This is a genomic window from Neobacillus niacini, assembly GCF_030817695.1.
Lineage (GTDB): Bacteria > Bacillota > Bacilli > Bacillales > Cytobacillaceae > Neobacillus > Neobacillus niacini_F.
In genome coordinates, this window is the sequence record NZ_JAUSZQ010000002.1 from 246,210 (window position 1) to 268,050 (window position 21,841).

Consider the following 21,841-nt stretch of genomic DNA (forward strand, 5'->3'; position numbering starts at 1 on the left):
CCTCCTAATTTAAATCCATAAAAAGATTATTTTTTCGCACCTTCATAAGCGCTTATCGTTTGTTCTGTTCCGGGAATAAACGGTAACGCCATTGTGCGTCAATTTTTAAGTTCATATATTTTCAATCACGATGAAGACTTTCCGGGGCTTTATCGTGGGATTAAAAACACAACCATATAATATAATAAATTCTTTAGAGCTAAAAGTCAAGAAAATGTTACACTAGGATGAGTTGTTTACTTTTTTATTTTCATAAAATACCTTCCAAAGATACAAACCCTGTCCTGGTGCGGTTTTTCCTGCATAGCGGCGATCCCGTTTTTGAAGAATCTCCACTATTTCCTCTGGCCGCCGTTTCCCAGCACCAACCTCGACTAACGTACCAACTAAAATTCTAACCATATTATATAAAAAACCATTCCCTACAAAACGGAAACAAAGATGCTCTTCATCTTGTAAAATTTCAATGGTCTCTATCGTTCTAACCTTATCCTCTACTTCCGTTCTTGCTGAACAAAAACTAGAAAAGTCATGTGTACCCAGCAAATAGGTACACGCCTCTCTCATGGCTGCTAGATCTAAAGGATATGGGTAATGAAAAGCATAATTCCGCTGAAAGGGGTCTCTTTTAGCAGATTGATATAGAAAATAACGATATTCTTTTCCACTGGCATCAAAACGTGCATGAAAGGACGAATCTGCTTTTTCCACCAAAAGAACGGATATATCCTCCGGCAGCATAGAATTTAGGGCTAATTCCCACTTTTCTACAGGAAGGGACAATGGCGATTCAAAATGAATCACCTGACCTTTTGCATGTACTCCGGCATCCGTTCTTCCAGAAGCAGCAATTTTTACATGGCCGCCCTTATGAATTTTAGCCAAAACGTTTTCTATTTGACTTTGAACGGTACGTTTATTTGGTTGAACCTGATATCCGGAAAATCCAGTCCCGTCGTAGGAAATAGTGCATTTATACCGATTCATGTTAAGCTCCATTATGAACGTAATAGAATTAATAATATCGTTAAAATAGCAAGAATTAAAAGTTGCATCGTATCTGCGAGTTTCCAGCTCAGCAGACGGTATTTTGTCCTTCCTTCACCGCCACGGTACCCTCTAGCTTCCATGGCAATGGCAAGCTCCTCAGCACGCTTAAAAGAGCTTACAAATAGGGGGATTAGTAATGGAATAACCGCTTTAATTCTTTCTTTCACTGGACCGCTTGAAAACTCCACGCCTCGAGCAATTTGTGCCTTCATAATCTTATCGGTTTCTTGCATAAGGGTTGGGATAAACCGTAATGAGATAGACATCATCAGGGCCATTTCATGTACAGGAAAACGAATTTTTTTCAATGGGTTTAAAAGCGTTTCGAGCCCATCAGTTATTTCTATTGGCGTTGTCGTTAATGTAAGCAGGCTGGTCATCAAAATTAAGAAGAAGAATCTCATCGAAATAAATATCCCTTGTCTGACTCCTTCTTCGTAGATCTTAATTGGACCAAGCTCATACAATAAACTTCCTTCTTTTGTAAAGAAAACCTGTAAGAGTAAAGTAAACAACACTAACCAGAGAACTGGTTTTAAACCAGCATATAAAAAACGAAAGGGAATTCGTGAGAGTCCAAGCATTAAAAACGTATAAATTCCAATTAGTGCATAGGTAAGAAAGTTGTTTGCAAGAAAAATAACGCATACGAATAAGAAAATAATAATAAGCTTTGAGCGAGGGTCCATACGATGAACCAGACTTTCTGCGGGAACATATCTTCCAATAATCATTTTTTCCATCATACGTGTGCACCTCTTAACAACTGGGCAACAGCAGATGAAAGCTCCTCAATGGAGAGATAGGTTGCTCCTAACGTAATCCCAAGCTTTTCTTCCAGACTTCGTTGAAAACGGACAACTTCTGGTACGTCTAGCCCCATATCAACCAGCTCAGTAACGGACGAAAAGATTTCAATGGGTGTTCCTTGTTTTACAACCTGTCCTTGCTGCATAATAATAATTTGGTCTGCATACTGAGCTGCGTCCTCCATGCTATGTGTTACCAGTATGGTAGTCAAATTTCGCTCTTTATGAAGTGAATAAAACATATCCATAATCTCTTTACGGCCTCGCGGGTCTAGACCCGCTGTCGGTTCATCTAGAACGAGACAATCTGGCTCCATTGCCAGAACACCAGCTATTGCAACTCTGCGCATTTGACCTCCAGACAAATCAAATGGAGACTTTTCTAGTATCTCCTGTGATAGTCCAACTTGTTGTAAAGCAAATCGTGCTCTCTCTTTAGCCTCTGCCTCTGAAACACCGAAATTCATAGGGCCGAAAATAATATCTTTTTCAACAGTTTCCTCAAATAATTGGTGCTCTGGAAATTGAAAAACAATCCCGACCTTTTGCCTAATCTGTTTTAAATTCTTATTTTTCTGCTTCGCTTTGACCTCATGGTTCCCAATCACGACAGTACCTTCTGTCGGGACCAGCAGGGCATTTAAATGCTGTAGAACGGTAGACTTTCCTGAACCAGTATGGCCTATTAACGCCATATATGTTCCTGTTGGGATGTTTATAGACACATCTTTTATGGCTAAACGTTCAAAAGGAGTGTTTGCTTGATAACGGTACTCTATATTTTGGAGCGAAATGTCCATAGCTCGTTCACCAACTCTTCTTCCGATAAATAGTGCTTTGATAGGTCGATCCCTTTTGCACGAAAAGCATTACTCATTTTAATAGAGAATGGAATATCAAGCCCAAGATGAACCAATTCATCATCCAATGAGAATATTTCCTCAGGGCTGCCCTCACGATATACCTCACCTTGATTCATCACAATAATTCTATCAGCTTTAGCCGCTTCTTCTAGATCATGTGTAATGGAGATGACGGTTAGGGACTTCTCTTCCTTTAAAACTCGTACAGTTTCTAAAACTTCACCTCTGCCTTTTGGATCGAGCATTGAAGTCGCTTCATCAAGGATAATGATAGACGGCCGGAGCGCAAGGACGCCAGCTATCGCAACACGCTGTTTTTGCCCGCCCGATAGATGGTGCGGCTCTTGATTAAGAAAATGGTCCATTTTGACTTTCTTTAAAGAACCCTCAACCCTTAAGATCATATCATCTCTTGGAATACCATGGTTTTCTAAACCAAAAGCCACATCATCCTGGACAGTTGTACCCACAAACTGATTATCAGGGTTTTGGAAGACCATTCCTAATTTTTTTCTAATCTCCCAAATGGACTCCTCATTTAATGGAATTCCACAAACCACGATCTCGCCCTGCTGCGGAAATTGTAATCCATTTAAGAGCTTTGCCATCGTCGATTTACCCGAGCCATTATGACCTACAATGGCTAACCATTCACCTTTATAGATCTCAAAGCTTACATTTTGAAGAGCGTACCTGTTTTGGTTCTCATATTGAAAAGACACATTCTTTAAGGAAACAACCGAATCCCTCATCCAAACCTTCTCCTCTCAACTCACCTATCCATATCTATCTATGCTTAGCTAAAAGAATACAAAAAAAGCCTGCACCTCGCCCCTCATGGGCAGAATTACGAATAAATTCTGCCGATTAAACGGGATTTCTAAAAAGAAATGGGAGGAGGTGCATGAGCTAGACGAGACGCGAAAAAGATAGGTAAAAGGCTTACATTCATCTTTCCAAGGAGGAATTAGATTCTCCTTCATGTGCCCTTCTAAATAAGGGTCACGCTCATCATAACACTCTTTTTGGCTTGGTTCGTAAGTTATATAAAGTTCAGCTTACAGAAAAAGGGCTCAAGAACAAGTTTGTAACTAAACTGTCCAGCGCCCTTGTTGTCTGTTAAAGGTATTAAACTAACTCGATAATTACCATTGGTGCACCATCGCCGCGGCGTGGTCCAAGTTTCATAATACGAGTATATCCACCTTGGCGCTCTGAATAACGAGGAGCGATATCAGTGAAAAGTTTTTGAAGTGCATCTTGACCTTTTTCAGCATCCGCAACTTCATTACGAACGTAAGAAGCAGCTTGACGGCGAGCATGTAAGTCACCACGTTTGCCTAAAGTGATCATTTTTTCAACAGTACCACGAAGTTCCTTCGCGCGAGTTTCTGTTGTTTCAATGCGCTCATTGATAATTAAGTCTGTAGTTAAATCACGAAGCATAGCTTTACGCTGTGCGCTTGTGCGTCCTAACTTTCTGTATGCCATGAAGGGTTCCCTCCTTTGTTGAAGTCATTAAACGGATTAGTTTTAAAGTAGGAATTAAACTAATTAGTCATCCTTACGTAAGCCTAATCCAAGCTCTTCTAGTTTCGCCTTCACTTCTTCGAGTGATTTGCGGCCTAAGTTACGTACTTTCATCATATCTTCTTCAGTTTTATTAGCTAGTTCCTGAACAGTATTGATTCCTGCACGCTTTAAGCAGTTATATGAACGAACTGATAAATCAAGTTCTTCGATCGTCATTTCAAGGACTTTTTCTTTTTGATCCTCTTCTTTTTCGATCATAATCTCAGCATTTTGAGCTTCATCAGTTAAACCAACGAAAATATTTAAATGCTCAGTTAAAATCTTTGAACCAAGAGCAATAGCTTCTTTTGGCCCTGTGCTTCCATCTGTCCAAACATCAAGCGTTAGCTTATCATAGTTTGTCATTTGACCCACACGAGTATTTTCTATCTGATAAGACACACGAGAAACTGGAGTAAAAATAGAATCAATTGGAATCACACCAATTGGCTGATCTTCACGCTTGTTTTGCTCAGCTGGTGTGTAACCACGACCACGCTTTGCTGTTAATCGCATGCGGAGATGTCCGCTTGAAGCCAATGTAGCAATATGAAGATCTGGATTTAAGATTTCAACATCACTATCATGAGTAATGTTTGCAGCTTTAACAGGACCTTCACCCTGTACATCAATCTCAAGAGTTTTCTCTTCATCAGAATAGATTTTTAAAGCTAATTTTTTAATGTTTAATATGATGGATGTTACATCCTCTACGACGCCTTCAATTGTTGAGAACTCATGAAGCACCCCATCGACCTGAATCGATGTAACAGCGGCACCTGGGAGTGAAGATAAAAGGATACGACGTAAGGAGTTACCCAAAGTGGTACCATATCCACGCTCTAGTGGCTCTACGACGAACTTCCCGTACTTGGCATCATCGTTGATCTCAACCGTTTCGATTTTTGGTTTTTCTATTTCGATCATCAAATAACCCTCCTTCAAAACGTCGAAACCTCGACTAGTACATTAACTAATCGAAATTCCCCCATGTATACGTTCCCGTTTTGTGCACAACAACTGGAATAAATCTTCTGTATGAACGGAAAAATTAGTATCATATCCCATTATAGACAGCGATACAAATTCTATACAGAAAAATTAAACACGACGGCGTTTTGGTGGACGGCATCCGTTATGAGGAACAGGAGTAACGTCTTTAATAGCTGTTACTTCAAGACCTGCAGCTTGTAGCGCACGAATTGCAGCCTCACGACCTGCACCAGGTCCTTTAACAGTAACTTCTAAAGTCTTCATACCGTGTTCAATAGATGTCTTAGCTGCAGTTTCAGCAGCCATTTGTGCCGCGAATGGAGTAGATTTACGTGAACCTTTAAAACCAAGCGCACCTGCACTAGACCAAGAAATTGCATTACCATGTACATCAGTAATAGTTACGATTGTATTGTTAAATGTTGAACGGATATGTGCAATACCTGATTCAATATTCTTTTTAACACGACGTTTACGTGTATTAGTTTTACGTGCCATTTAAATAACCTCCTTTGCCGATTACTTCTTCTTGTTCGCAACAGTCTTACGAGGACCTTTGCGTGTACGAGCGTTGTTTTTCGTGTTTTGTCCACGAACCGGTAAACCACGACGATGACGTAATCCGCGGTAGCAGCCAATCTCCATTAAACGCTTAATGTTAAGAGAAATTTCACGGCGAAGGTCACCTTCAACTTTTAATTTGTCGATGATATCACGGATTTTGTTTAATTCGTCTTCTGTTAAATCACGCACACGAGTATCTTCAGAAACACCAGCTTCTGCTAATACTTTTTGTGCAGTATTTTTACCAATACCATAAATGTAAGTTAAAGAGATAACTACACGTTTTTCACGTGGAATATCTACACCAGCAATACGTGCCATTAGTTAGCGCACCTCCTTCAAGATTAACCTTGTTTTTGTTTATGTTTAGGGTTTTCACAGATAACCATGACTTTACCGCGTCTACGGATAACTTTGCACTTTTCGCAGATCGGCTTAACAGATGGTCTTACTTTCATTATCCTAACCTCCTTAGTAATACGGAGTGCAAGCAACTATTTAAAGCGGTAAGTAATTCTTCCGCGTGTTAAGTCATATGGAGAAAGCTCAACAGTAACTTTGTCACCCGGAAGGATGCGAATGAAGTGCATTCGGATTTTACCAGAAACATGAGCTAGCACGGTATGACCATTTTCTAATTCTACCTTAAACATTGCATTTGGCAAAGTTTCTAATACTTTACCTTCAATTTCAATTACATCATCTTTGGCCATTAATTCGTCTCCCTTCTCATTTCAATTATTACATTCGAAAATGTATCGCAAATCCTTTTCATAGGTACAAAACAATAGCAACCTTATAATTTTAACATAATGTTCGACTTCTGTCCGCAAGTATATTCTACATAAAATGGATTTTCAAATTCCACATGTAAGTCTTGCCCAACTCTCGGTCCTACATACTCCGTACAATAGAAAAGCAATTTACATCCACATACTTTTGTCGTCTTTTGAAGAGATGTTCGAGAGTCGATCCACAATTAAACTAATGGCCATTAACGTAAGTCCCCGACCAATTGCTGGATATCAGCAAAAACTTTATTAATATCCTGCTGACCATCAATTGTGCGCAGGTAACCTTTAGTCTCATAGAAAGTAAGCAATGGCTCTTGTTGTTTGATATTAACGTCTAATCGATTTTGAACTGTTTCAGCATTATCATCTGCTCTTTGATAGAGCTCACCGCCACATTTGTCGCAAGTTCCCTCTTTTGCAGGAGGATTAAATACTAAATGATATGTTGAGCCACAATCTTTACAGATACGACGACCTGTCAAACGATCCATTAAAATACTTTTATCAACATTTATATTAATTACATAGTCAATCTTTTTATCTAAATCAGATAATAGATTTTCCAAAGCTTCTGCTTGAGGTACCGTTCTAGGAAAGCCATCAAGTAAAAAGCCATTTATACAGTCATCTTTAATTAACCGTTCACGAACAATGCCGATTGTTACTACATCAGGAACAAGTTCGCCTTTGTCCATGAAAGACTTAGCTTCTAATCCTAGTTCTGTTCCTTCTTTCATCGCTGCACGGAACATATCTCCAGTAGAGATATGAGGGATGCCGTATTGTTCGACGATTTGTTCGGCTTGAGTACCTTTCCCAGCACCCGGAAGCCCCATTAATACTAAATTCACACGTGTTCCCCCTCGTGCTATTTATTGGTTTAGGGAACATAAGTCCCCGAAACCATTTATTTAATAAAACCTTTATAATGACGTTTAACTAGCTGCGCTTCAAGCTGTTTCATCGTATCAAGTGCAACACCGACAACGATCAACAAACTTGTTCCCCCAATTTGAGCAGATTGCGGTAAATTCGCCACATTAATAAAAATGATTGGCAGAATGGCAATTACAGTTAAGAAAATAGCACCTACAAACGTTAAACGATATAGTACGCGTGTTAAGTATTCCTGTGTACTCCTGCCCGGTCTAATACCTGGGATATAACCGCTTTGCTTTTGTAGATTTTCTGCCGCTTGTTCAGGGTTTACCTGAATAAATGCATAAAAATACGTGAAAGCGATAATCAGAGCAGCATATAATGTCATTCCAATTGGGTGGGAATAATCAAATACTCTTGTAATCCAAAGTGTTACATCATTAGTTGGAAAAAATGAGGCAACAGTTCTAGGAGTTACAATAAAGGAAACTGCAAAGATTACAGGGATAACTCCAGCAGCGTTAACCTTTAACGGCATATGAGTGGATTGTTGTGCCCCTGCATTACGTCCGTTAATGGCTCTTTGTTTCGCATACTGAATTGGAATTTTTCTTGTTGCTTGTTGAATAAAAATAGTACCTACAACAATTGCTATTACTGCTAAGAGAATTAAAAGGACCGTAACAATACGGAGGAATAATTGCTCACCAGCATTTTCGAACTGCTGTACATAGATTTGATTTACAGTGTTAGGTATACTCGCAACGATACCTGCAAAGATAATGATGGAAATACCATTTCCAACACCCTTTTCAGTAATTTGCTCCCCTAACCACATCAAAAATGCTGTACCAGCAGTTAAAACAACTGCAATTAATAAATAAGTACTAATTCCAGGGTTTTCAATCAATTGACCGCTAGACATATTATTAAAGCCGTAGGACATACCTAAAGCCTGAATAAAACCAAGCACAATTGTGAAATATCTTGTAAACTGAGCTAACTTACGACGTCCAGCATCCCCTTGCTTTGACCATTCCGTAAATTTCGGAACTACATCCATTTGTAAAAGCTGAATAATAATGGAAGCAGTGATGTAAGGCATAATCCCCATAGCCAGGATGGAGAAGTTTTGCAACGCTCCACCACCGAAGGTATTTAAGATCCCAAATACACTTAGTTTATCTTGTGCTGCCAAAATTTCAGCATTTACATTCGGAACAGGAATAAAACTGCCTAGTCGAAATACGATTAACATTAAAAGAGGTAAATATAATTTTTCTTCTAATTTCAGCCACGCGCATAAAATTGGAGATTGTCTGGAACATTAGATCACCTCAGTAGTTCCACCTACAGCTTCGATTGCTTCTTTGGCGGTAGAGGAGAATTTATGAGCTTTAACAGTAAGTTTTTTCTCTACGTTCCCTTTTGCAAGAATCTTAATTCCTGCTTTTTCATTCTTAACTACACCAGTTTCAATTAGAAGTTCTGGAGTAACTTCTGTACCCTCTTCGAACTGATTTAGAACATCAAGGTTTACAATCGCAAACTCTTTACGGTTGATATTCGTAAAACCACGTTTTGGTAAACGACGGAATAAAGGTGTTTGACCACCCTCGAATCCAAGACGGACACCGCCGCCGGAACGAGCGTTTTGACCTTTATGGCCTTTACCGGCAGTCTTACCTTGACCAGAACCGATACCGCGTCCTAAACGTTTACGTTCTTTACGAGAACCTTCAGCAGGCTTTAGTTCATGAAGTTTCATATTGGCACCTCCTTATGAAAGAAAACAATCAATTATTGTTCTTTAACTGTTACAAGGTGAGCAACTTTTGTAATCATACCGCGAATTGCAGCATTATCTTGGTGCTCAACTGTTTGATTTAATTTACGTAAACCTAGAGCAGTAACTGTTGCGCGTTGGTCTTCAGGGCGACCAATTACGCTGCGGTTGAGGGTAATTAATAGTTTGTTTGCCATTTGATTTCCCTCCTTATCCTAGCAGTTCTTCTACTGATTTACCACGTAACTTGGCTACGTCTTCAGCACGTTTTAATTGTTTAAGACCATCGATCGTTGCACGTACCATGTTGATTGGAGTGTTAGTTCCAAGAGATTTAGAAAGGATATCTCCTACCCCGCCTAATTCTAGAACAGCACGGACTGGACCGCCAGCAATAACTCCTGTACCTTCAGAAGCAGGCTTTAGAAGAATTTCACCAGCACCAAAACGTCCAATAACTTGGTGAGGAACAGTAGTTCCAACCATTGGTAGTTCGATTAAGTTCTTCTTCGCATCTTCGATTGCTTTACGAATCGCATCTGGTACTTCTTGAGCTTTACCAGTACCGAAACCAACATGACCGTTTTTATCTCCAACTACTACTAGAGCAGTGAAGCGAAAACGACGGCCACCCTTAACAACTTTCGCTACACGGTTTACCGTTACAACGCGTTCTTCTAGTTCAAGTTTGTTTGGATCAATACGACGTATCATTTATGTGTCCCTCCTTTGTCTATTAAAATTGTAAGCCGTTTTCACGGGCTGCATCAGCTAGTGCTTGGATACGTCCATGATAAAGGTATCCTCCACGGTCAAAGACAACAGCAGTGATACCTTTTTCTACCGCACGTTTAGCGACTAATTCTCCGACCAACTTAGCTGCTTCAATATTGCTTGTAGATTCAAGATTAAGATCTTTTTCCATAGTAGAAGCACTTGCTAATGTAGTTCCACTCATGTCATCAATTAATTGAGCATATAGATGCTTGTTAGAACGAAACACATTTAGACGTGGACGAGCTGCAGTACCGCTAAGTTTCGCACGAACACGAGCATGTCTCTTCTTGCGACTAGCATTTTTGTCAAGCTTCGTAATCATTTACGTCACTCCTTTCGTTTACCTATGCGGCATTACTTACCAGTTTTACCTTCTTTACGACGAACAAATTCGCCTTCGTAACGAATTCCTTTACCTTTATAAGGCTCTGGAGGACGAACTTGACGAATATTGGCTGCTAATGCACCAACACGTTCTTTGTCAGTACCTTTAATAGTAATCTTTGTATTAGCAGGTACTTCGATTTCAAGGCCAGTTTCTGGTTCAATTTCAACTGGATGAGAATATCCAACGTTTAATACAAGTTTGTTGCCTTGCTTTTGAGCACGGTAACCAACCCCGATTAACTCTAATCTTCTTTCGAAGCCTTTGGAAACACCTTCGACCATGTTCGCGATTACCGCACGAGTAGTTCCGTGCAATGCGCGGTGTTCTTTCACGTCAGATGGACGAGTGATCGTAATTAGGTTTTCTTCAACTTTAATTTCGATATCTGGATTAAAAGAGCGAGTAAGTTCGCCTTTTGGTCCTTTAACAGTAACGGTACTATTATTTAAAGTAACCGTAACTCCAGTAGGGATTTCAATAGGTTTTTTTCCTACGCGAGACATTTAGTGCACCTCCATTCATTCAGAAACTATATTACCAAACGTAAGCTAATACTTCTCCGCCGATTTGTTTAGCACGAGCTTCTTTATCAGTTATAACACCATTTGAAGTTGATACTAGTGCGATACCAAGACCATTAAGGACACGTGGCACCTCAGTAGATTTTGCATATACTCTAAGTCCAGGCTTGCTTATGCGCTTAAGACCAGTGATAACACGTTCGTTATTTGCACCGTACTTTAAGAAAATACGGATAATACCTTGTTTATTGTCTTCAATAAATTCGACATCACGAACGAAACCTTCACGCTTTAAGATTTCAGCAATTTCTTTTTTAATATTAGAAGCAGGCACTTCTAACTTTTCGTGACGCACCATATTCGCATTACGAATGCGAGTAAGCAAATCAGCAATTGGATCTGTCATGACCATTATTTTTACCTCCTTCCCAGAATTGGGTTTTACCAGCTGGCTTTTTTAACACCAGGAATTTGTCCTTTGTACGCTAATTCGCGGAAACAAATACGACAAAGCTTAAATTTACGGTATACAGAGTGTGGACGGCCACAACGTTCGCAGCGTGTATACTCTTGTACTGCATATTTAGGCGTGCGCTTTTGTTTCGCAATCATTGACTTTTTAGCCACGTTTTCGCCTCCATTATTTAACGATTACTTTTGGAATGGCATTCCAAATTGAGTTAACAGTTCACGTGCTTCTTCATCAGTGTTGGCAGTCGTTACGATAACGATATCCATACCACGAACTTTGCTTACTTTATCGTAATCAATTTCAGGGAAGATTAATTGTTCTTTAACACCCAAAGTATAGTTACCGCGACCATCGAAAGATTTCTTAGAAACACCACGGAAGTCACGAACTCGAGGTAAAGAAACAGAAACTAATTTATCCAAGAATTCGTACATACGCTCACCGCGAAGTGTAACTTTAGCACCGATTGGCATGCCTTCACGAAGACGGAAGCCAGCAATTGATTTCTTAGCACGAGTTACTACAGGCTTTTGTCCTGTAATAGTAGCTAGTTCTTCAACAGCATTATCTAAAGCTTTAGCATTTGCTACTGCGTCACCAACACCCATGTTAATAACAATTTTCTCAAGTTGTGGAACTTGCATTACTGATTTATAGTTGAACTTGCTCATTAGAGCAGGAGTAACTTCTTTAACAAATTTTTCTTTTAGGCGGTTCACTTATTGTACCTCCCTTCTAAAATTTAGACTATTTATCTAATACTTCACCGGATTTTGCTACGCGTACTTTTTTACCATCAACCGTTGTGTAACCTACACGAGTTGGGTTACCAGACTTAGGGTCGATAGGCATAACGTTTGATACATGAATTGGTGCCTCAAAGCTCATAATTCCGCCTTGTGGATTCACTTGAGAAGGTTTAGAGTGTTTTTTTACGATGTTTACACCTTCTACTAGTACACGGCTATCTTTAGGATAGGCTGCTAGGATTACTCCTGTTTTGCCCTTATCCTTACCGGAGATAACTCTTACTTGGTCACCTTTTTTAACATGCATTCGTAAGCACCTCCTTAAAGGCAATATTTATATTATAGTACTTCTGGAGCTAAGGATACGATTTTCATAAAGTTGTTATCGCGAAGTTCACGAGCAACTGGTCCGAAGATACGAGTTCCACGTGGGCTCTTATCATCCTTGATAATTACACATGCGTTTTCATCAAAACGAATGTATGATCCATCAGGTCGACGAGCACCGCTTTTCGTACGAACGATAACAGCCTTAACAACGTCACCTTTTTTAACAACGCCACCAGGTGTTGCTTGTTTCACTGTACAAACGATAACATCACCAATACCCGCAGTTTTACGGCCTGAACCACCTAGAACTTTAATGGTAAGAACCTCACGAGCACCAGAGTTATCAGCAACTTTTAAACGTGATTCTTGTTGAATCATGTGTGTAACCTCCCTTCGGAATAGAGCATTAATCCGAACAATTAAATAATAACTGCTTTTTCTGTAACTTCAACTAAACGAAAGCGTTTAGTAGCTGAAAGCGGACGAGTTTCCATGATACGTACGATATCGCCGATTTTTGCTTCATTTTGCTCATCATGAGCTTTAAACTTTTTAGAGTATTTAACGCGTTTACCGTAAAGAGGATGCTTTTTGTATGTTTCGACTAAAACAGTAATCGTTTTATCCATTTTGTCAGAAACCACGCGTCCAGTGTAAACTTTGCGCTGATTACGTTCACTCATTATGTGAACCTCCTCTCAATTATTACTTGTTAACGCTGATTTCTCTTTCACGAATCACAGTTTTTCATGCGAGCAATCGCTTTGCGTACTTCACGAATGCGAGCTGTATTTTCAAGTTGTCCAGTCGCTAGTTGGAAGCGAAGGTTGAAAAGCTCTTCTTTTAAAGATTTAACTTTTTGTTCAATTTCGGCAGTGGTAAGGTCTTTAATTTCATTAGCTCTCATTTGATTCACCACCAATTTCTTCACGTTTTACAAACTTACACTTAACTGGAAGTTTGTGCATAGCAAGACGTAGTGCTTCACGTGCTACCTCTTCAGAAACACCAGCAATTTCAAACATTACTTTACCAGGTTTAACAACTGCTACCCAGCCTTCAGGTGCCCCTTTACCGGAACCCATCCGCACCTCTAGAGGTTTTGCAGTGTAAGGCTTATGTGGGAAGATTTTGATCCAAACTTTACCGCCACGTTTCATGTAACGAGTCATTGCAATACGGGCAGCTTCGATTTGACGGTTAGTGATCCATGAAGCTTCAGTAGCTTGTAGGCCGAATTCACCGAATGTTACTTCAGTGCCACCTTTAGCGTTACCACGCATTTTTCCACGGTGTTGACGGCGATATTTAACGCGTTTTGGCAATAACATATTATTTGCCTCCTTCCGCAGATTTCTTCTTAGTAGGAAGGACTTCTCCCTTATAGATCCATACTTTTACGCCAAGCTTACCATAAGTAGTATCAGCTTCAGCATGAGCATAGTCGATATCAGCGCGAAGTGTATGAAGTGGAACAGTTCCTTCGCTGTATTGTTCTGAACGAGCAATATCTGCACCGCCAAGACGACCTGATACCATTGTTTTAATACCTTTTGCTCCTGCACGCATTGCGCGTTGAATAACTTGCTTTTGTGCACGACGGAAAGATACACGGTTTTCTAATTGACGAGCAATATTTTCAGCAACTAATTTCGCATCAAGGTCAGCTCTTTTAATTTCAAGAATGTTGATGTGAACACGTTTGCCAGTTAATTGATTTAAAGCTTTACGAAGTGCTTCAACTTCAGTACCGCCTTTACCGATAACCATACCAGGCTTAGCAGTATGAACTGTTACATTCACACGGTTTGCCGCACGTTCGATTTCAACTTTAGAAACAGAAGCATCTTTCAAACGCTTCGTGATGTACTCACGAATTTTAAGGTCTTCGTGTAAAAGTTCAGCGAAGTCTTTACCAGCGTACCATTTAGATTCCCAATCTTTGATGATTCCGATACGCAAACCGACTGGATTTACTTTTTGACCCACAGGTTATCCCTCCTTCTTTTCTGATAGAACGATTGTGATGTGGCTAGTGCGTTTGTTAATCTGACTTGCACGGCCCATTGCGCGAGGACGGAAACGTTTCAACGTTGGTCCTTCATCTACAAAAGCTTGAGTTACTACCAAGCTATTAACGTCCATTTCATAATTGTGCTCGGCATTTGCCATAGCAGATTTCAATACTTTTTCTACGATTGGAGAAGCAAACTTTGGAGTGTGATTTAAAATCGCCACCGCTTCACCAACTTGCTTTCCTCGAATTAAATCTACGACTAAACGTGCTTTACGAGGAGCAATACGAACTGTTCTTGCAACAGCTTTAGCTTGCATTTGGATGCCCTCCTCTCTTAACGTCTGGTTTTCTTATCATCATTACCATGGCCTTTGTAAGCACGAGTTGGAGCAAATTCTCCAAGCTTGTGTCCTACCATGTCTTCAGTAACATATACAGGCACATGTTTGCGACCATCATAAACAGCGATTGTGTGGCCAATAAATTGTGGGAAGATCGTAGAACGGCGTGACCAAGTTTTAACAACTTGCTTACTTTCAGTTTCATTTAACTTTTCGATCTTAACCATTAAATGATCATCAACAAATGGTCCTTTTTTAAGGCTGCGACCCATGGATGAACCTCCCTTCGTGATTGTTCTACGGCTCTATCTTTGAACCGTAGTTCAACCCCGTTATTTTTTACGACGACGTACGATAAACTTATCGGATTTGTTCTTTTTCTTACGAGTTTTGAATCCAAGAGTTGGTTTACCCCATGGAGACATAGGTGATTTACGTCCGATTGGTGAACGTCCTTCACCACCACCGTGTGGGTGATCGTTAGGGTTCATAACAGATCCACGAACTGTTGGGCGCTTGCCTAACCAGCGTGAACGTCCTGCTTTACCAATGTTAATAAGTTCGTGTTGCTCATTTCCTACTTGACCGATTGTTGCGCGGCACTCAGCAAGAATCATACGAACCTCACCAGAATTTAAACGTACAAGTACGTATTTTCCTTCTTTACCTAAAACCTGTGCAGATGTACCAGCAGAACGTACTAATTGGCCACCCTTACCTGGTTTTAACTCGATGTTGTGTACTACTGTACCAACAGGGATGTTTGCTAATGGTAATGCGTTACCTACTTTAATATCTGCCTCTGGGCCAGACATAACTTCCATACCTACTACTAGGTTTTTAGGAGCTAGGATATAACGCTTTTCACCATCTACATAGTTAATTAATGCAATATTTGCGGAACGGTTTGGATCGTACTCGATAGTGGCAACGCGTCCAGGAATGCCATCTTTGTTACGTTTGAAATCAATGATACGGTATGAACGCTTATGGCCGCCACCTTGATGACGAACAGTTAACTTACCTTGGTTATTACGGCCGCCTTTTCTCTTTAAAGGTGCTAATAGAGATTTCTCTGGTGTGCTAGTTGTGATTTCTGCGAAATCAGATACTGTCATACCGCGACGACCATTAGAGGTAGGTTTGTACTTTTTAATCGCCATTTTATTCCCTCCTCTTCTTGTTAGTTTTTATTATGCTTCAAAGAATTCGATTTCTTTGCTATCAGCAGTTAGTTTTACAATTGCTTTACGACGTTTGTTTGTGTAACCACCGAATTTACCCATGCGCTTGAATTTACCTTTATAGTTCATGATGTTAACTTTTTCAACTTCAACGCCAAAGATTTCTACGATCGCATCTTTAACTTGAGTTTTGTTAGCTCTCACATCAACTTCAAACGTATATTTCTTTTCAGCCATTAGGTCAGTAGAACGTTCAGTGATAACGGGGCGCTTAATGATATCGCGTGCATCCATTATGCAAGCACCTCCTCTACTTTTTCAACTGCAGCTTTCGTCATGATTAATTTATCATGATTTACTACATCAAGAACATTGATTCCATCAGCAGTTACAACTGTTACACCAGGAATGTTACGAGCAGATAATGCTACATTTTCATCAAGGTCAGCAGTAACGATAAGTGCTTTCTTCTCAACAGAAAGACCACCTAACACTGTCTTAAAATCTTTTGTTTTTGGAGCATCGAAAGCAAGGCTTTCTAATACTAATACATTCTCTTCTAACACTTTAGAAGATAGTGCAGATTTAATCGCTAAGCGACGAACCTTTTTAGGTAATTTGTAGCTGTAGCTGCGTGGTGTTGGACCGAAAACAGTACCACCTCCGCGCCATTGTGGAGAACGGATAGACCCTTGACGAGCACGACCAGTTCCTTTTTGACGCCATGGTTTACGTCCACCGCCTCGTACTTCAGAACGAACTTTTACTTTATGAGTTCCTTGACGTAAAGAAGCTCTTTGCATAACAATCGCTTCGAATAATACGTGTTGGTTAGGCTCGATACCAAATACTGATTCATTAAGTTCGATTTCACCAACTTGTGATCCGTTTTGGTTAAATAATGAAACTTTAGGCATTCTTTTGCTCCTCCTTTCTTATGAAGATATTACGCTTTTACCGCACTTTTAATCTTTAATAAAGCTTTTTTAGGTCCTGGAACGTTACCTTTGATTAATAGTAAGTTACGTTCAACATCTACCTTAACAATTTCAAGATTTTGAACAGTAATTTGTTCTCCACCCATACGTCCAGGTAATAATTTACCTTTGAATACGCGGTTCGGAGCAACAGGTCCCATTGAACCTGGACGACGGTGATAACGTGAACCGTGAGCCATTGGGCCGCGTGATTGTCCGTGACGCTTGATTACACCTTGGAAACCTTTACCCTTTGAGATTCCTGTTACATCTACTACATCGCCTGCAGCGAAAATATCAACTTTGACTTCTTGACCAACTTCATATCCTGTTACGTCCCCTCCGCGGAATTCGCGAACGAAGCGCTTAGGATTAGTGTTTGCCTTAGCAACATGTCCTTTTTCTGGTTTGTTTGCTAACTTTTCACGCTTATCTTCAAATCCAACTTGAACAGCTTCGTAACCGTCGCTTTCAACTGATTTTTTTTGGAGAACTACGTTTTGAGCAGCTTCTACTACAGTAACTGGAATTAAGTTGCCGTTTTCTGCAAATACTTGAGTCATACCAATCTTTCTTCCTAAGATTCCTTTGGTCATTTAAGTCACACCTCCTACAGTTTTGGTTATTTATTTTTACTAAAGTTTAATTTCGATATCAACACCAGATGGTAAGTCTAAACGCATTAACGCATCAACTGTTTGTGGAGTCGGGTTAACGATGTCGATTAGACGCTTATGTGTTCTCATTTCGAACTGTTCACGAGAATCTTTGTACTTATGCACCGCACGAAGGATCGTGTAGATTGATTTTTCAGTCGGTAGTGGAATCGGACCAGAAACGGCTGCACCTGAACGCTTTGCTGTTTCAACGATTTTTTCTGCAGACTGATCAAGAATTCTGTGATCATAAGCTTTTAAACGGATACGAATCTTTTGTTTTGCCATTATTTTCCCTCCTTTATTCGCCTATTTTAAAAATAGACATTCTCAGTGAAAATTTCCCACACACTCGCCATGGCAAAGCGGCCGGGTGTGTCAGCAACCTTTCACATCATCGCAGTCAAAGACCAACATTGTCTATTATACATAAAACATTAGGCAAACGCAACATTTTTTAATATTTTATTTTTCGTTACGTTTTGCGCACTTTTATTATTATAGCGACCTGTTTATACAATTTCAATAGAAAACATCATTCTCCAAAAATAACCTATAATAACGTTTTATTGTTTGAAATTTCTCTCTATATTTATTATAGAAGAAACACGTCATTTTCACAGAAAAAGCAGCTGGATCGTCATCCAGCTGCTTCTTATATAACTGATTTTTAAATTATTCAGTGATAGTTGTGATTGAACCTGAACCTACAGTACGTCCGCCTTCACGGATAGAGAACTTAGTACCTTCTTCGATCGCTACAGGAGCAATAAGCTCAACGATCATTTCGATGTGGTCACCAGGCATAACCATTTCTACGCCTTCTGGAAGATTACAAATACCAGTAATATCAGAAGTACGGAAATAGAATTGTGGACGGTAGTTAGTGAAGAATGGAGTATGACGTCCACCTTCTTCTTTTGATAATACATAAACTTGTGCTTTGAACTTTGTGTGTGGAGTGATTGATTTCGGCTTAGCTAATACTTGACCACGCTCGATATCTTCACGTGCAACACCACGAAGTAATGCACCGATATTGTCTCCAGCTTCAGCAAAATCAAGAAGCTTACGGAACATTTCTACACCTGTTACAGTTGTAGATTTTGGCTCTTCAGTGAAACCTACGATTTCAACAACGTCACCAACTTTAACTACTCCACGCTCTACACGTCCAGTAGCAACTGTTCCACGTCCAGTGATTGAGAATACATCCTCAACTGGCATCATGAAAGGCTTATCAGTGTCACGAGTTGGTTGTGGAATCCACTCATCAACAGCATTCATAAGTTCATAAATTTTTTCTTCCCAAGCAGCGTCACCTTCTAAAGCTTTAAGAGCAGAACCTTTGATAACTGGAGTGTCATCGCCAGGGAAATCGTATTCAGATAATAGATCACGAATTTCCATTTCTACTAATTCAAGAAGTTCTTCGTCATCAACCATATCACACTTGTTCATGAATACAACAAGGTAAGGTACGCCTACCTGACGAGAAAGAAGGATGTGCTCACGAGTTTGTGGCATTGGACCATCAGTTGCAGATACAACTAGGATACCGCCGTCCATTTGAGCAGCACCAGTGATCATGTTTTTAACATAGTCAGCGTGTCCTGGGCAGTCTACGTGTGCATAGTGACGGTTGTCAGTTTCATACTCAACGTGCGCAGTAGAGATTGTGATTCCACGCTCTCTTTCTTCTGGAGCACCATCGATTTGATCATATGCACGAGCTTCTGCTTTACCAGTTTTAGCAAGAACAGAAGTGATTGCAGCAGTTAAAGTTGTTTTACCGTGGTCAACGTGACCAATTGTACCAATGTTAACGTGTGGCTTAGAGCGGTCGAATTTAGCTTTACCCATTAGGAAAATCCTCCTTTTAATATAAAAAAGTTAAGTATATTTTTATGGGAACTGTAAATGAGATAATCCCATTTACTCAGTTCCCACTCTTACATAAGTAGTTATACTTTATAAGAAGGTGAAAATCAATTATTCACCTTTATTTTTTTTGATAATTTCTTCAGAAACAGATTTTGGTACCTCTTCATAGTGGTCGAAGTGCATAGAGAATACTCCACGTCCTTGTGTACTTGAACGTAGTGCTGTTGCATAACCAAACATTTCTGATAGAGGAACCATAGCACGAACTACTTGAGCGTTACCACGAGCTTCCATGCCTTCTACACGGCCGCGACGCGCAGTGATTTGACCCATAATATCACCAAGATACTCTTCAGGGATTACAACTTCAACCCTCATCATAGGTTCTAGGATAACAGGTTTACACTTAGAAGCCGCATTTTTAAGTGCCATAGATGCAGCAATCTTAAATGCCATTTCGGATGAATCGACATCATGGTAAGAACCATCAAACAATCTAGCTTTAATATCAACTAAAGGATATCCAGCAAGAACTCCACGATTCAAGGAATCTTCAAGACCAGCTTGAACTGCTGGGATGTATTCACGTGGAACAACACCACCAACGATACCGTTTATGAATTCGAATCCTTTACCTTCATCATTAGGTGAGAATTCAATCCAAACATGGCCATATTGTCCACGACCACCGGATTGACGTGCAAACTTACCTTCTACTTGTGCAGAAGCACGGAAGGTTTCACGGTATGCAACTTGTGGAGCACCTACGTTAGCTTCAACTTTGAATTCACGACGCATACGATCTACTAAGATATCAAGGTGAAGCTCTCCCATACCGGCAATGATAACCTGTCCAGTTTCCTGGTCAGTATGCGCACGGAAGGTTGGGTCTTCTTCTTGAAGCTTTTGCAATGCAGTTGTCATTTTATCTTGGTCAGCTTTTGATTTTGGTTCAACAGAAAGTTGAATTACTGGTTCAGGGAAGTTCATTGACTCAAGAATAACAAGATTTTTATCATCACAAAGTGTATCCCCAGTAGTAGTATCTTTCAAACCTACAGCTGCAGCAATGTCACCAGCATAAACCTTTGAGATTTCTTGACGGCTGTTTGCATGCATTTGCAGGATACGTCCAACACGTTCACGTTTTCCTTTAGTAGAGTTCTGAACATAAGATCCAGATTCTAAAGTACCAGAGTAAACACGGAAGAACGTTAATTTACCAACATAAGGATCAGTCATAACTTTAAATGCAAGAGCTGAAAATGGCTCTTCATCACTCGAGTGACGTTCAAGGACTTCTTCTTCATCATCCGGAGCATGGCCCTTGATTGCAGGAACATCTAATGGAGATGGAAGGTAATCAATAACCGCATCTAACATTAACTGAACACCTTTGTTTTTGAAAGCAGATCCACATATAACAGGGTAGAATTCAACATTAACAGTACCTTTACGAATAGCTGCTTTTAGCTCTTCTTTAGTGATTTCATCACCGTTTAGATATTTTTCTGTTAACTCTTCATCTAGTTCTGCGACTGCTTCAATAAGCTTTTCACGCCATTCTTCAGCAAGGTCACGGTATTCTTCAGGAATGTCACGCACTTCAATATCTGTGCCTAGGTCATTACTGTAAAATATTGCGTTCATTTCCACAAGGTCAATGATTGCTGAGAATTCATCTTCAGCACCGATAGGAAGTTGAATTGGGTGTGCGTTTGCTTGTAAACGATCGTGGATTGTCTTTACAGAATATAAGAAGTCTGCTCCGATTTTGTCCATTTTGTTTACAAAAACAACACGTGGTACACCGTAAGTTGTTGCTTGACGCCAAACTGTTTCAGTTTGCGGTTCAACACCAGACTGTGCATCAAGTACTGCTACTGCACCATCAAGTACACGCAGGGAACGTTCTACTTCAACTGTGAAGTCTACGTGTCCCGGTGTATCGATGATGTTTACGCGGTGACCTTTCCAAGATGCAGTTGTTGCTGCAGATGTAATCGTGATTCCGCGTTCTTGTTCTTGCTCCATCCAGTCCATCTGAGAAGCACCTTCATGTGTTTCACCGATTTTATGAATCTTACCAGTGTAATAAAGGACACGCTCAGTGGTCGTCGTTTTACCGGCATCGATGTGTGCCATGATACCGATATTACGAGTGTTTGCTAAGGAGAACTCTCTTGCCATGGGTCTTTCTCCTTTCTAGTATGAAAGTTTTTATAATAAAGGTAA

The 21,841-nt window shown here is 40.1% G+C and carries 33 protein-coding genes and 2 pseudogenes; all 35 read right to left on the minus strand.

Annotated features, from left to right (window positions below):
- Window positions 1-222: 222 nt before the first annotated feature.
- The 35 genes and pseudogenes from truA to fusA all read right to left on the minus strand — a co-directional run bounded on the left by truA (window position 223) and on the right by fusA (window position 21,796).
- Window positions 223-987, minus strand: a complete 765-nt coding sequence (truA, locus tag QFZ28_RS01415; protein ID WP_307193048.1) for a tRNA pseudouridine(38-40) synthase TruA — start codon at window positions 985-987, stop codon at window positions 223-225.
- A gap of 11 nt (window positions 988-998) precedes the next feature.
- Window positions 999-1,796: an energy-coupling factor transporter transmembrane component T family protein gene (locus QFZ28_RS01420; RefSeq protein ID WP_307193049.1), complete on the minus strand. Its 798-nt coding sequence runs from the start codon at window positions 1,794-1,796 to the stop codon at window positions 999-1,001.
- Window positions 1,793-2,659, minus strand: coding sequence for an energy-coupling factor ABC transporter ATP-binding protein (locus tag QFZ28_RS01425; RefSeq protein WP_307193050.1), 867 nt, complete (start codon window positions 2,657-2,659; stop codon window positions 1,793-1,795). The genes QFZ28_RS01420 and QFZ28_RS01425 overlap by 4 nt, the downstream gene beginning before the upstream one ends.
- On the minus strand, window positions 2,635-3,474 hold the full coding sequence (locus QFZ28_RS01430) for an energy-coupling factor ABC transporter ATP-binding protein (protein ID WP_307193051.1): 840 nt from the start codon (window positions 3,472-3,474) through the stop codon (window positions 2,635-2,637). The genes QFZ28_RS01425 and QFZ28_RS01430 overlap by 25 nt, the downstream gene beginning before the upstream one ends.
- 376 nt (window positions 3,475-3,850) lie before the next feature.
- Window positions 3,851-4,213: a 50S ribosomal protein L17 gene (rplQ, locus tag QFZ28_RS01435; protein ID WP_179603646.1), complete on the minus strand. Its 363-nt coding sequence runs from the start codon at window positions 4,211-4,213 to the stop codon at window positions 3,851-3,853.
- A 63-nt stretch (window positions 4,214-4,276) separates the two neighbouring features.
- Entirely contained in the window at window positions 4,277-5,221 is a 945-nt protein-coding gene (locus QFZ28_RS01440; protein WP_034676137.1) for a DNA-directed RNA polymerase subunit alpha, read from the minus strand.
- A gap of 174 nt (window positions 5,222-5,395) precedes the next feature.
- Complete coding sequence (rpsK, locus tag QFZ28_RS01445) at window positions 5,396-5,785, minus strand: 30S ribosomal protein S11 (RefSeq protein ID WP_026574109.1); 390 nt, start codon at window positions 5,783-5,785, stop codon at window positions 5,396-5,398.
- Window positions 5,786-5,806: 21 nt separating this feature from the next.
- On the minus strand, window positions 5,807-6,172 hold the full coding sequence (gene rpsM / locus QFZ28_RS01450; protein WP_026565543.1) for a 30S ribosomal protein S13: 366 nt from the start codon (window positions 6,170-6,172) through the stop codon (window positions 5,807-5,809).
- Between the two features lie 23 nt (window positions 6,173-6,195).
- Complete coding sequence (gene rpmJ, locus QFZ28_RS01455) at window positions 6,196-6,309, minus strand: 50S ribosomal protein L36 (protein WP_000868344.1); 114 nt, start codon at window positions 6,307-6,309, stop codon at window positions 6,196-6,198.
- 36 nt (window positions 6,310-6,345) lie between these two features.
- Window positions 6,346-6,564: a translation initiation factor IF-1 gene (gene infA / locus QFZ28_RS01460; RefSeq protein WP_034676129.1), complete on the minus strand. Its 219-nt coding sequence runs from the start codon at window positions 6,562-6,564 to the stop codon at window positions 6,346-6,348.
- A 281-nt stretch (window positions 6,565-6,845) separates the two neighbouring features.
- Window positions 6,846-7,496: an adenylate kinase gene (locus QFZ28_RS01465; RefSeq protein WP_307193052.1), complete on the minus strand. Its 651-nt coding sequence runs from the start codon at window positions 7,494-7,496 to the stop codon at window positions 6,846-6,848.
- Between the two features lie 56 nt (window positions 7,497-7,552).
- Window positions 7,553-8,852: pseudogene (secY, locus tag QFZ28_RS01470) on the minus strand (preprotein translocase subunit SecY).
- On the minus strand, window positions 8,852-9,292 hold the full coding sequence (gene rplO, locus QFZ28_RS01475) for a 50S ribosomal protein L15 (protein WP_179161253.1): 441 nt from the start codon (window positions 9,290-9,292) through the stop codon (window positions 8,852-8,854). Before rplO ends, secY begins: the two are co-directional and overlap by 1 nt.
- A 32-nt stretch (window positions 9,293-9,324) precedes the next feature.
- Window positions 9,325-9,507, minus strand: a complete 183-nt coding sequence (gene rpmD, locus QFZ28_RS01480; protein ID WP_034676120.1) for a 50S ribosomal protein L30 — start codon at window positions 9,505-9,507, stop codon at window positions 9,325-9,327.
- Window positions 9,508-9,520: 13 nt separating this feature from the next.
- A complete protein-coding gene (gene rpsE / locus QFZ28_RS01485) occupies window positions 9,521-10,021 on the minus strand; it encodes a 30S ribosomal protein S5 (protein ID WP_179603669.1) in 501 nt (166 codons plus the stop codon).
- A 25-nt stretch (window positions 10,022-10,046) separates the two neighbouring features.
- Entirely contained in the window at window positions 10,047-10,409 is a 363-nt protein-coding gene (rplR, locus tag QFZ28_RS01490) for a 50S ribosomal protein L18 (protein ID WP_307193053.1), read from the minus strand.
- A 32-nt stretch (window positions 10,410-10,441) separates the two neighbouring features.
- On the minus strand, window positions 10,442-10,978 hold the full coding sequence (rplF, locus tag QFZ28_RS01495) for a 50S ribosomal protein L6 (RefSeq protein WP_307193054.1): 537 nt from the start codon (window positions 10,976-10,978) through the stop codon (window positions 10,442-10,444).
- A 31-nt stretch (window positions 10,979-11,009) separates the two neighbouring features.
- Window positions 11,010-11,408, minus strand: a complete 399-nt coding sequence (gene rpsH, locus QFZ28_RS01500; RefSeq protein WP_307193055.1) for a 30S ribosomal protein S8 — start codon at window positions 11,406-11,408, stop codon at window positions 11,010-11,012.
- Window positions 11,409-11,437: 29 nt separating this feature from the next.
- Window positions 11,438-11,623 (minus strand): type Z 30S ribosomal protein S14, encoded by a 186-nt coding sequence (locus QFZ28_RS01505; RefSeq protein WP_034676107.1) that lies wholly within the window; start codon window positions 11,621-11,623, stop codon window positions 11,438-11,440.
- 24 nt (window positions 11,624-11,647) lie between these two features.
- Window positions 11,648-12,187: a 50S ribosomal protein L5 gene (rplE, locus tag QFZ28_RS01510; protein ID WP_307193056.1), complete on the minus strand. Its 540-nt coding sequence runs from the start codon at window positions 12,185-12,187 to the stop codon at window positions 11,648-11,650.
- 28 nt (window positions 12,188-12,215) lie between these two features.
- The gene (gene rplX, locus QFZ28_RS01515) at window positions 12,216-12,524 is read right to left on the minus strand and encodes a 50S ribosomal protein L24 (RefSeq protein ID WP_307193057.1); all 309 of its coding nucleotides are present in this window, start codon (window positions 12,522-12,524) and stop codon (window positions 12,216-12,218) included.
- 32 nt (window positions 12,525-12,556) lie between these two features.
- Window positions 12,557-12,925 (minus strand): 50S ribosomal protein L14, encoded by a 369-nt coding sequence (gene rplN, locus QFZ28_RS01520; RefSeq protein ID WP_034676100.1) that lies wholly within the window; start codon window positions 12,923-12,925, stop codon window positions 12,557-12,559.
- A 41-nt stretch (window positions 12,926-12,966) separates the two neighbouring features.
- Window positions 12,967-13,230: a 30S ribosomal protein S17 gene (rpsQ, locus tag QFZ28_RS01525; RefSeq protein ID WP_034676097.1), complete on the minus strand. Its 264-nt coding sequence runs from the start codon at window positions 13,228-13,230 to the stop codon at window positions 12,967-12,969.
- A gap of 22 nt (window positions 13,231-13,252) precedes the next feature.
- A pseudogene (gene rpmC, locus QFZ28_RS01530) lies at window positions 13,253-13,454 on the minus strand (50S ribosomal protein L29).
- Entirely contained in the window at window positions 13,444-13,878 is a 435-nt protein-coding gene (gene rplP / locus QFZ28_RS01535) for a 50S ribosomal protein L16 (protein WP_034676090.1), read from the minus strand. Before rplP ends, rpmC begins: the two are co-directional and overlap by 11 nt.
- A gap of 1 nt (window position 13,879) precedes the next feature.
- A complete protein-coding gene (gene rpsC / locus QFZ28_RS01540; RefSeq protein ID WP_307193058.1) occupies window positions 13,880-14,536 on the minus strand; it encodes a 30S ribosomal protein S3 in 657 nt (218 codons plus the stop codon).
- A 3-nt stretch (window positions 14,537-14,539) separates the two neighbouring features.
- A complete protein-coding gene (gene rplV, locus QFZ28_RS01545; RefSeq protein WP_090767626.1) occupies window positions 14,540-14,881 on the minus strand; it encodes a 50S ribosomal protein L22 in 342 nt (113 codons plus the stop codon).
- Window positions 14,882-14,898: 17 nt separating this feature from the next.
- On the minus strand, window positions 14,899-15,177 hold the full coding sequence (gene rpsS, locus QFZ28_RS01550) for a 30S ribosomal protein S19 (protein WP_095250620.1): 279 nt from the start codon (window positions 15,175-15,177) through the stop codon (window positions 14,899-14,901).
- Between the two features lie 60 nt (window positions 15,178-15,237).
- Window positions 15,238-16,068 carry a 50S ribosomal protein L2 gene (rplB, locus tag QFZ28_RS01555; RefSeq protein WP_034676082.1) on the minus strand — a complete coding sequence of 277 codons (831 nt, stop codon included), beginning with the start codon at window positions 16,066-16,068 and terminating at the stop codon, window positions 15,238-15,240.
- Window positions 16,069-16,098: 30 nt separating this feature from the next.
- Window positions 16,099-16,383 carry a 50S ribosomal protein L23 gene (rplW, locus tag QFZ28_RS01560; protein WP_034676080.1) on the minus strand — a complete coding sequence of 95 codons (285 nt, stop codon included), beginning with the start codon at window positions 16,381-16,383 and terminating at the stop codon, window positions 16,099-16,101.
- A complete protein-coding gene (gene rplD, locus QFZ28_RS01565; protein WP_179161260.1) occupies window positions 16,383-17,006 on the minus strand; it encodes a 50S ribosomal protein L4 in 624 nt (207 codons plus the stop codon). Before rplD ends, rplW begins: the two co-directional genes overlap by 1 nt.
- A gap of 29 nt (window positions 17,007-17,035) precedes the next feature.
- Complete coding sequence (rplC, locus tag QFZ28_RS01570) at window positions 17,036-17,662, minus strand: 50S ribosomal protein L3 (RefSeq protein WP_307193059.1); 627 nt, start codon at window positions 17,660-17,662, stop codon at window positions 17,036-17,038.
- 39 nt (window positions 17,663-17,701) lie between these two features.
- Entirely contained in the window at window positions 17,702-18,010 is a 309-nt protein-coding gene (gene rpsJ / locus QFZ28_RS01575; RefSeq protein WP_034676072.1) for a 30S ribosomal protein S10, read from the minus strand.
- Window positions 18,011-18,397: 387 nt separating this feature from the next.
- Window positions 18,398-19,585, minus strand: a complete 1,188-nt coding sequence (gene tuf, locus QFZ28_RS01580; RefSeq protein WP_307193060.1) for an elongation factor Tu — start codon at window positions 19,583-19,585, stop codon at window positions 18,398-18,400.
- Between the two features lie 129 nt (window positions 19,586-19,714).
- Window positions 19,715-21,796 carry an elongation factor G gene (gene fusA / locus QFZ28_RS01585; RefSeq protein WP_307193061.1) on the minus strand — a complete coding sequence of 694 codons (2,082 nt, stop codon included), beginning with the start codon at window positions 21,794-21,796 and terminating at the stop codon, window positions 19,715-19,717.
- Between the last annotated feature and the right edge of the window lie 45 nt (window positions 21,797-21,841).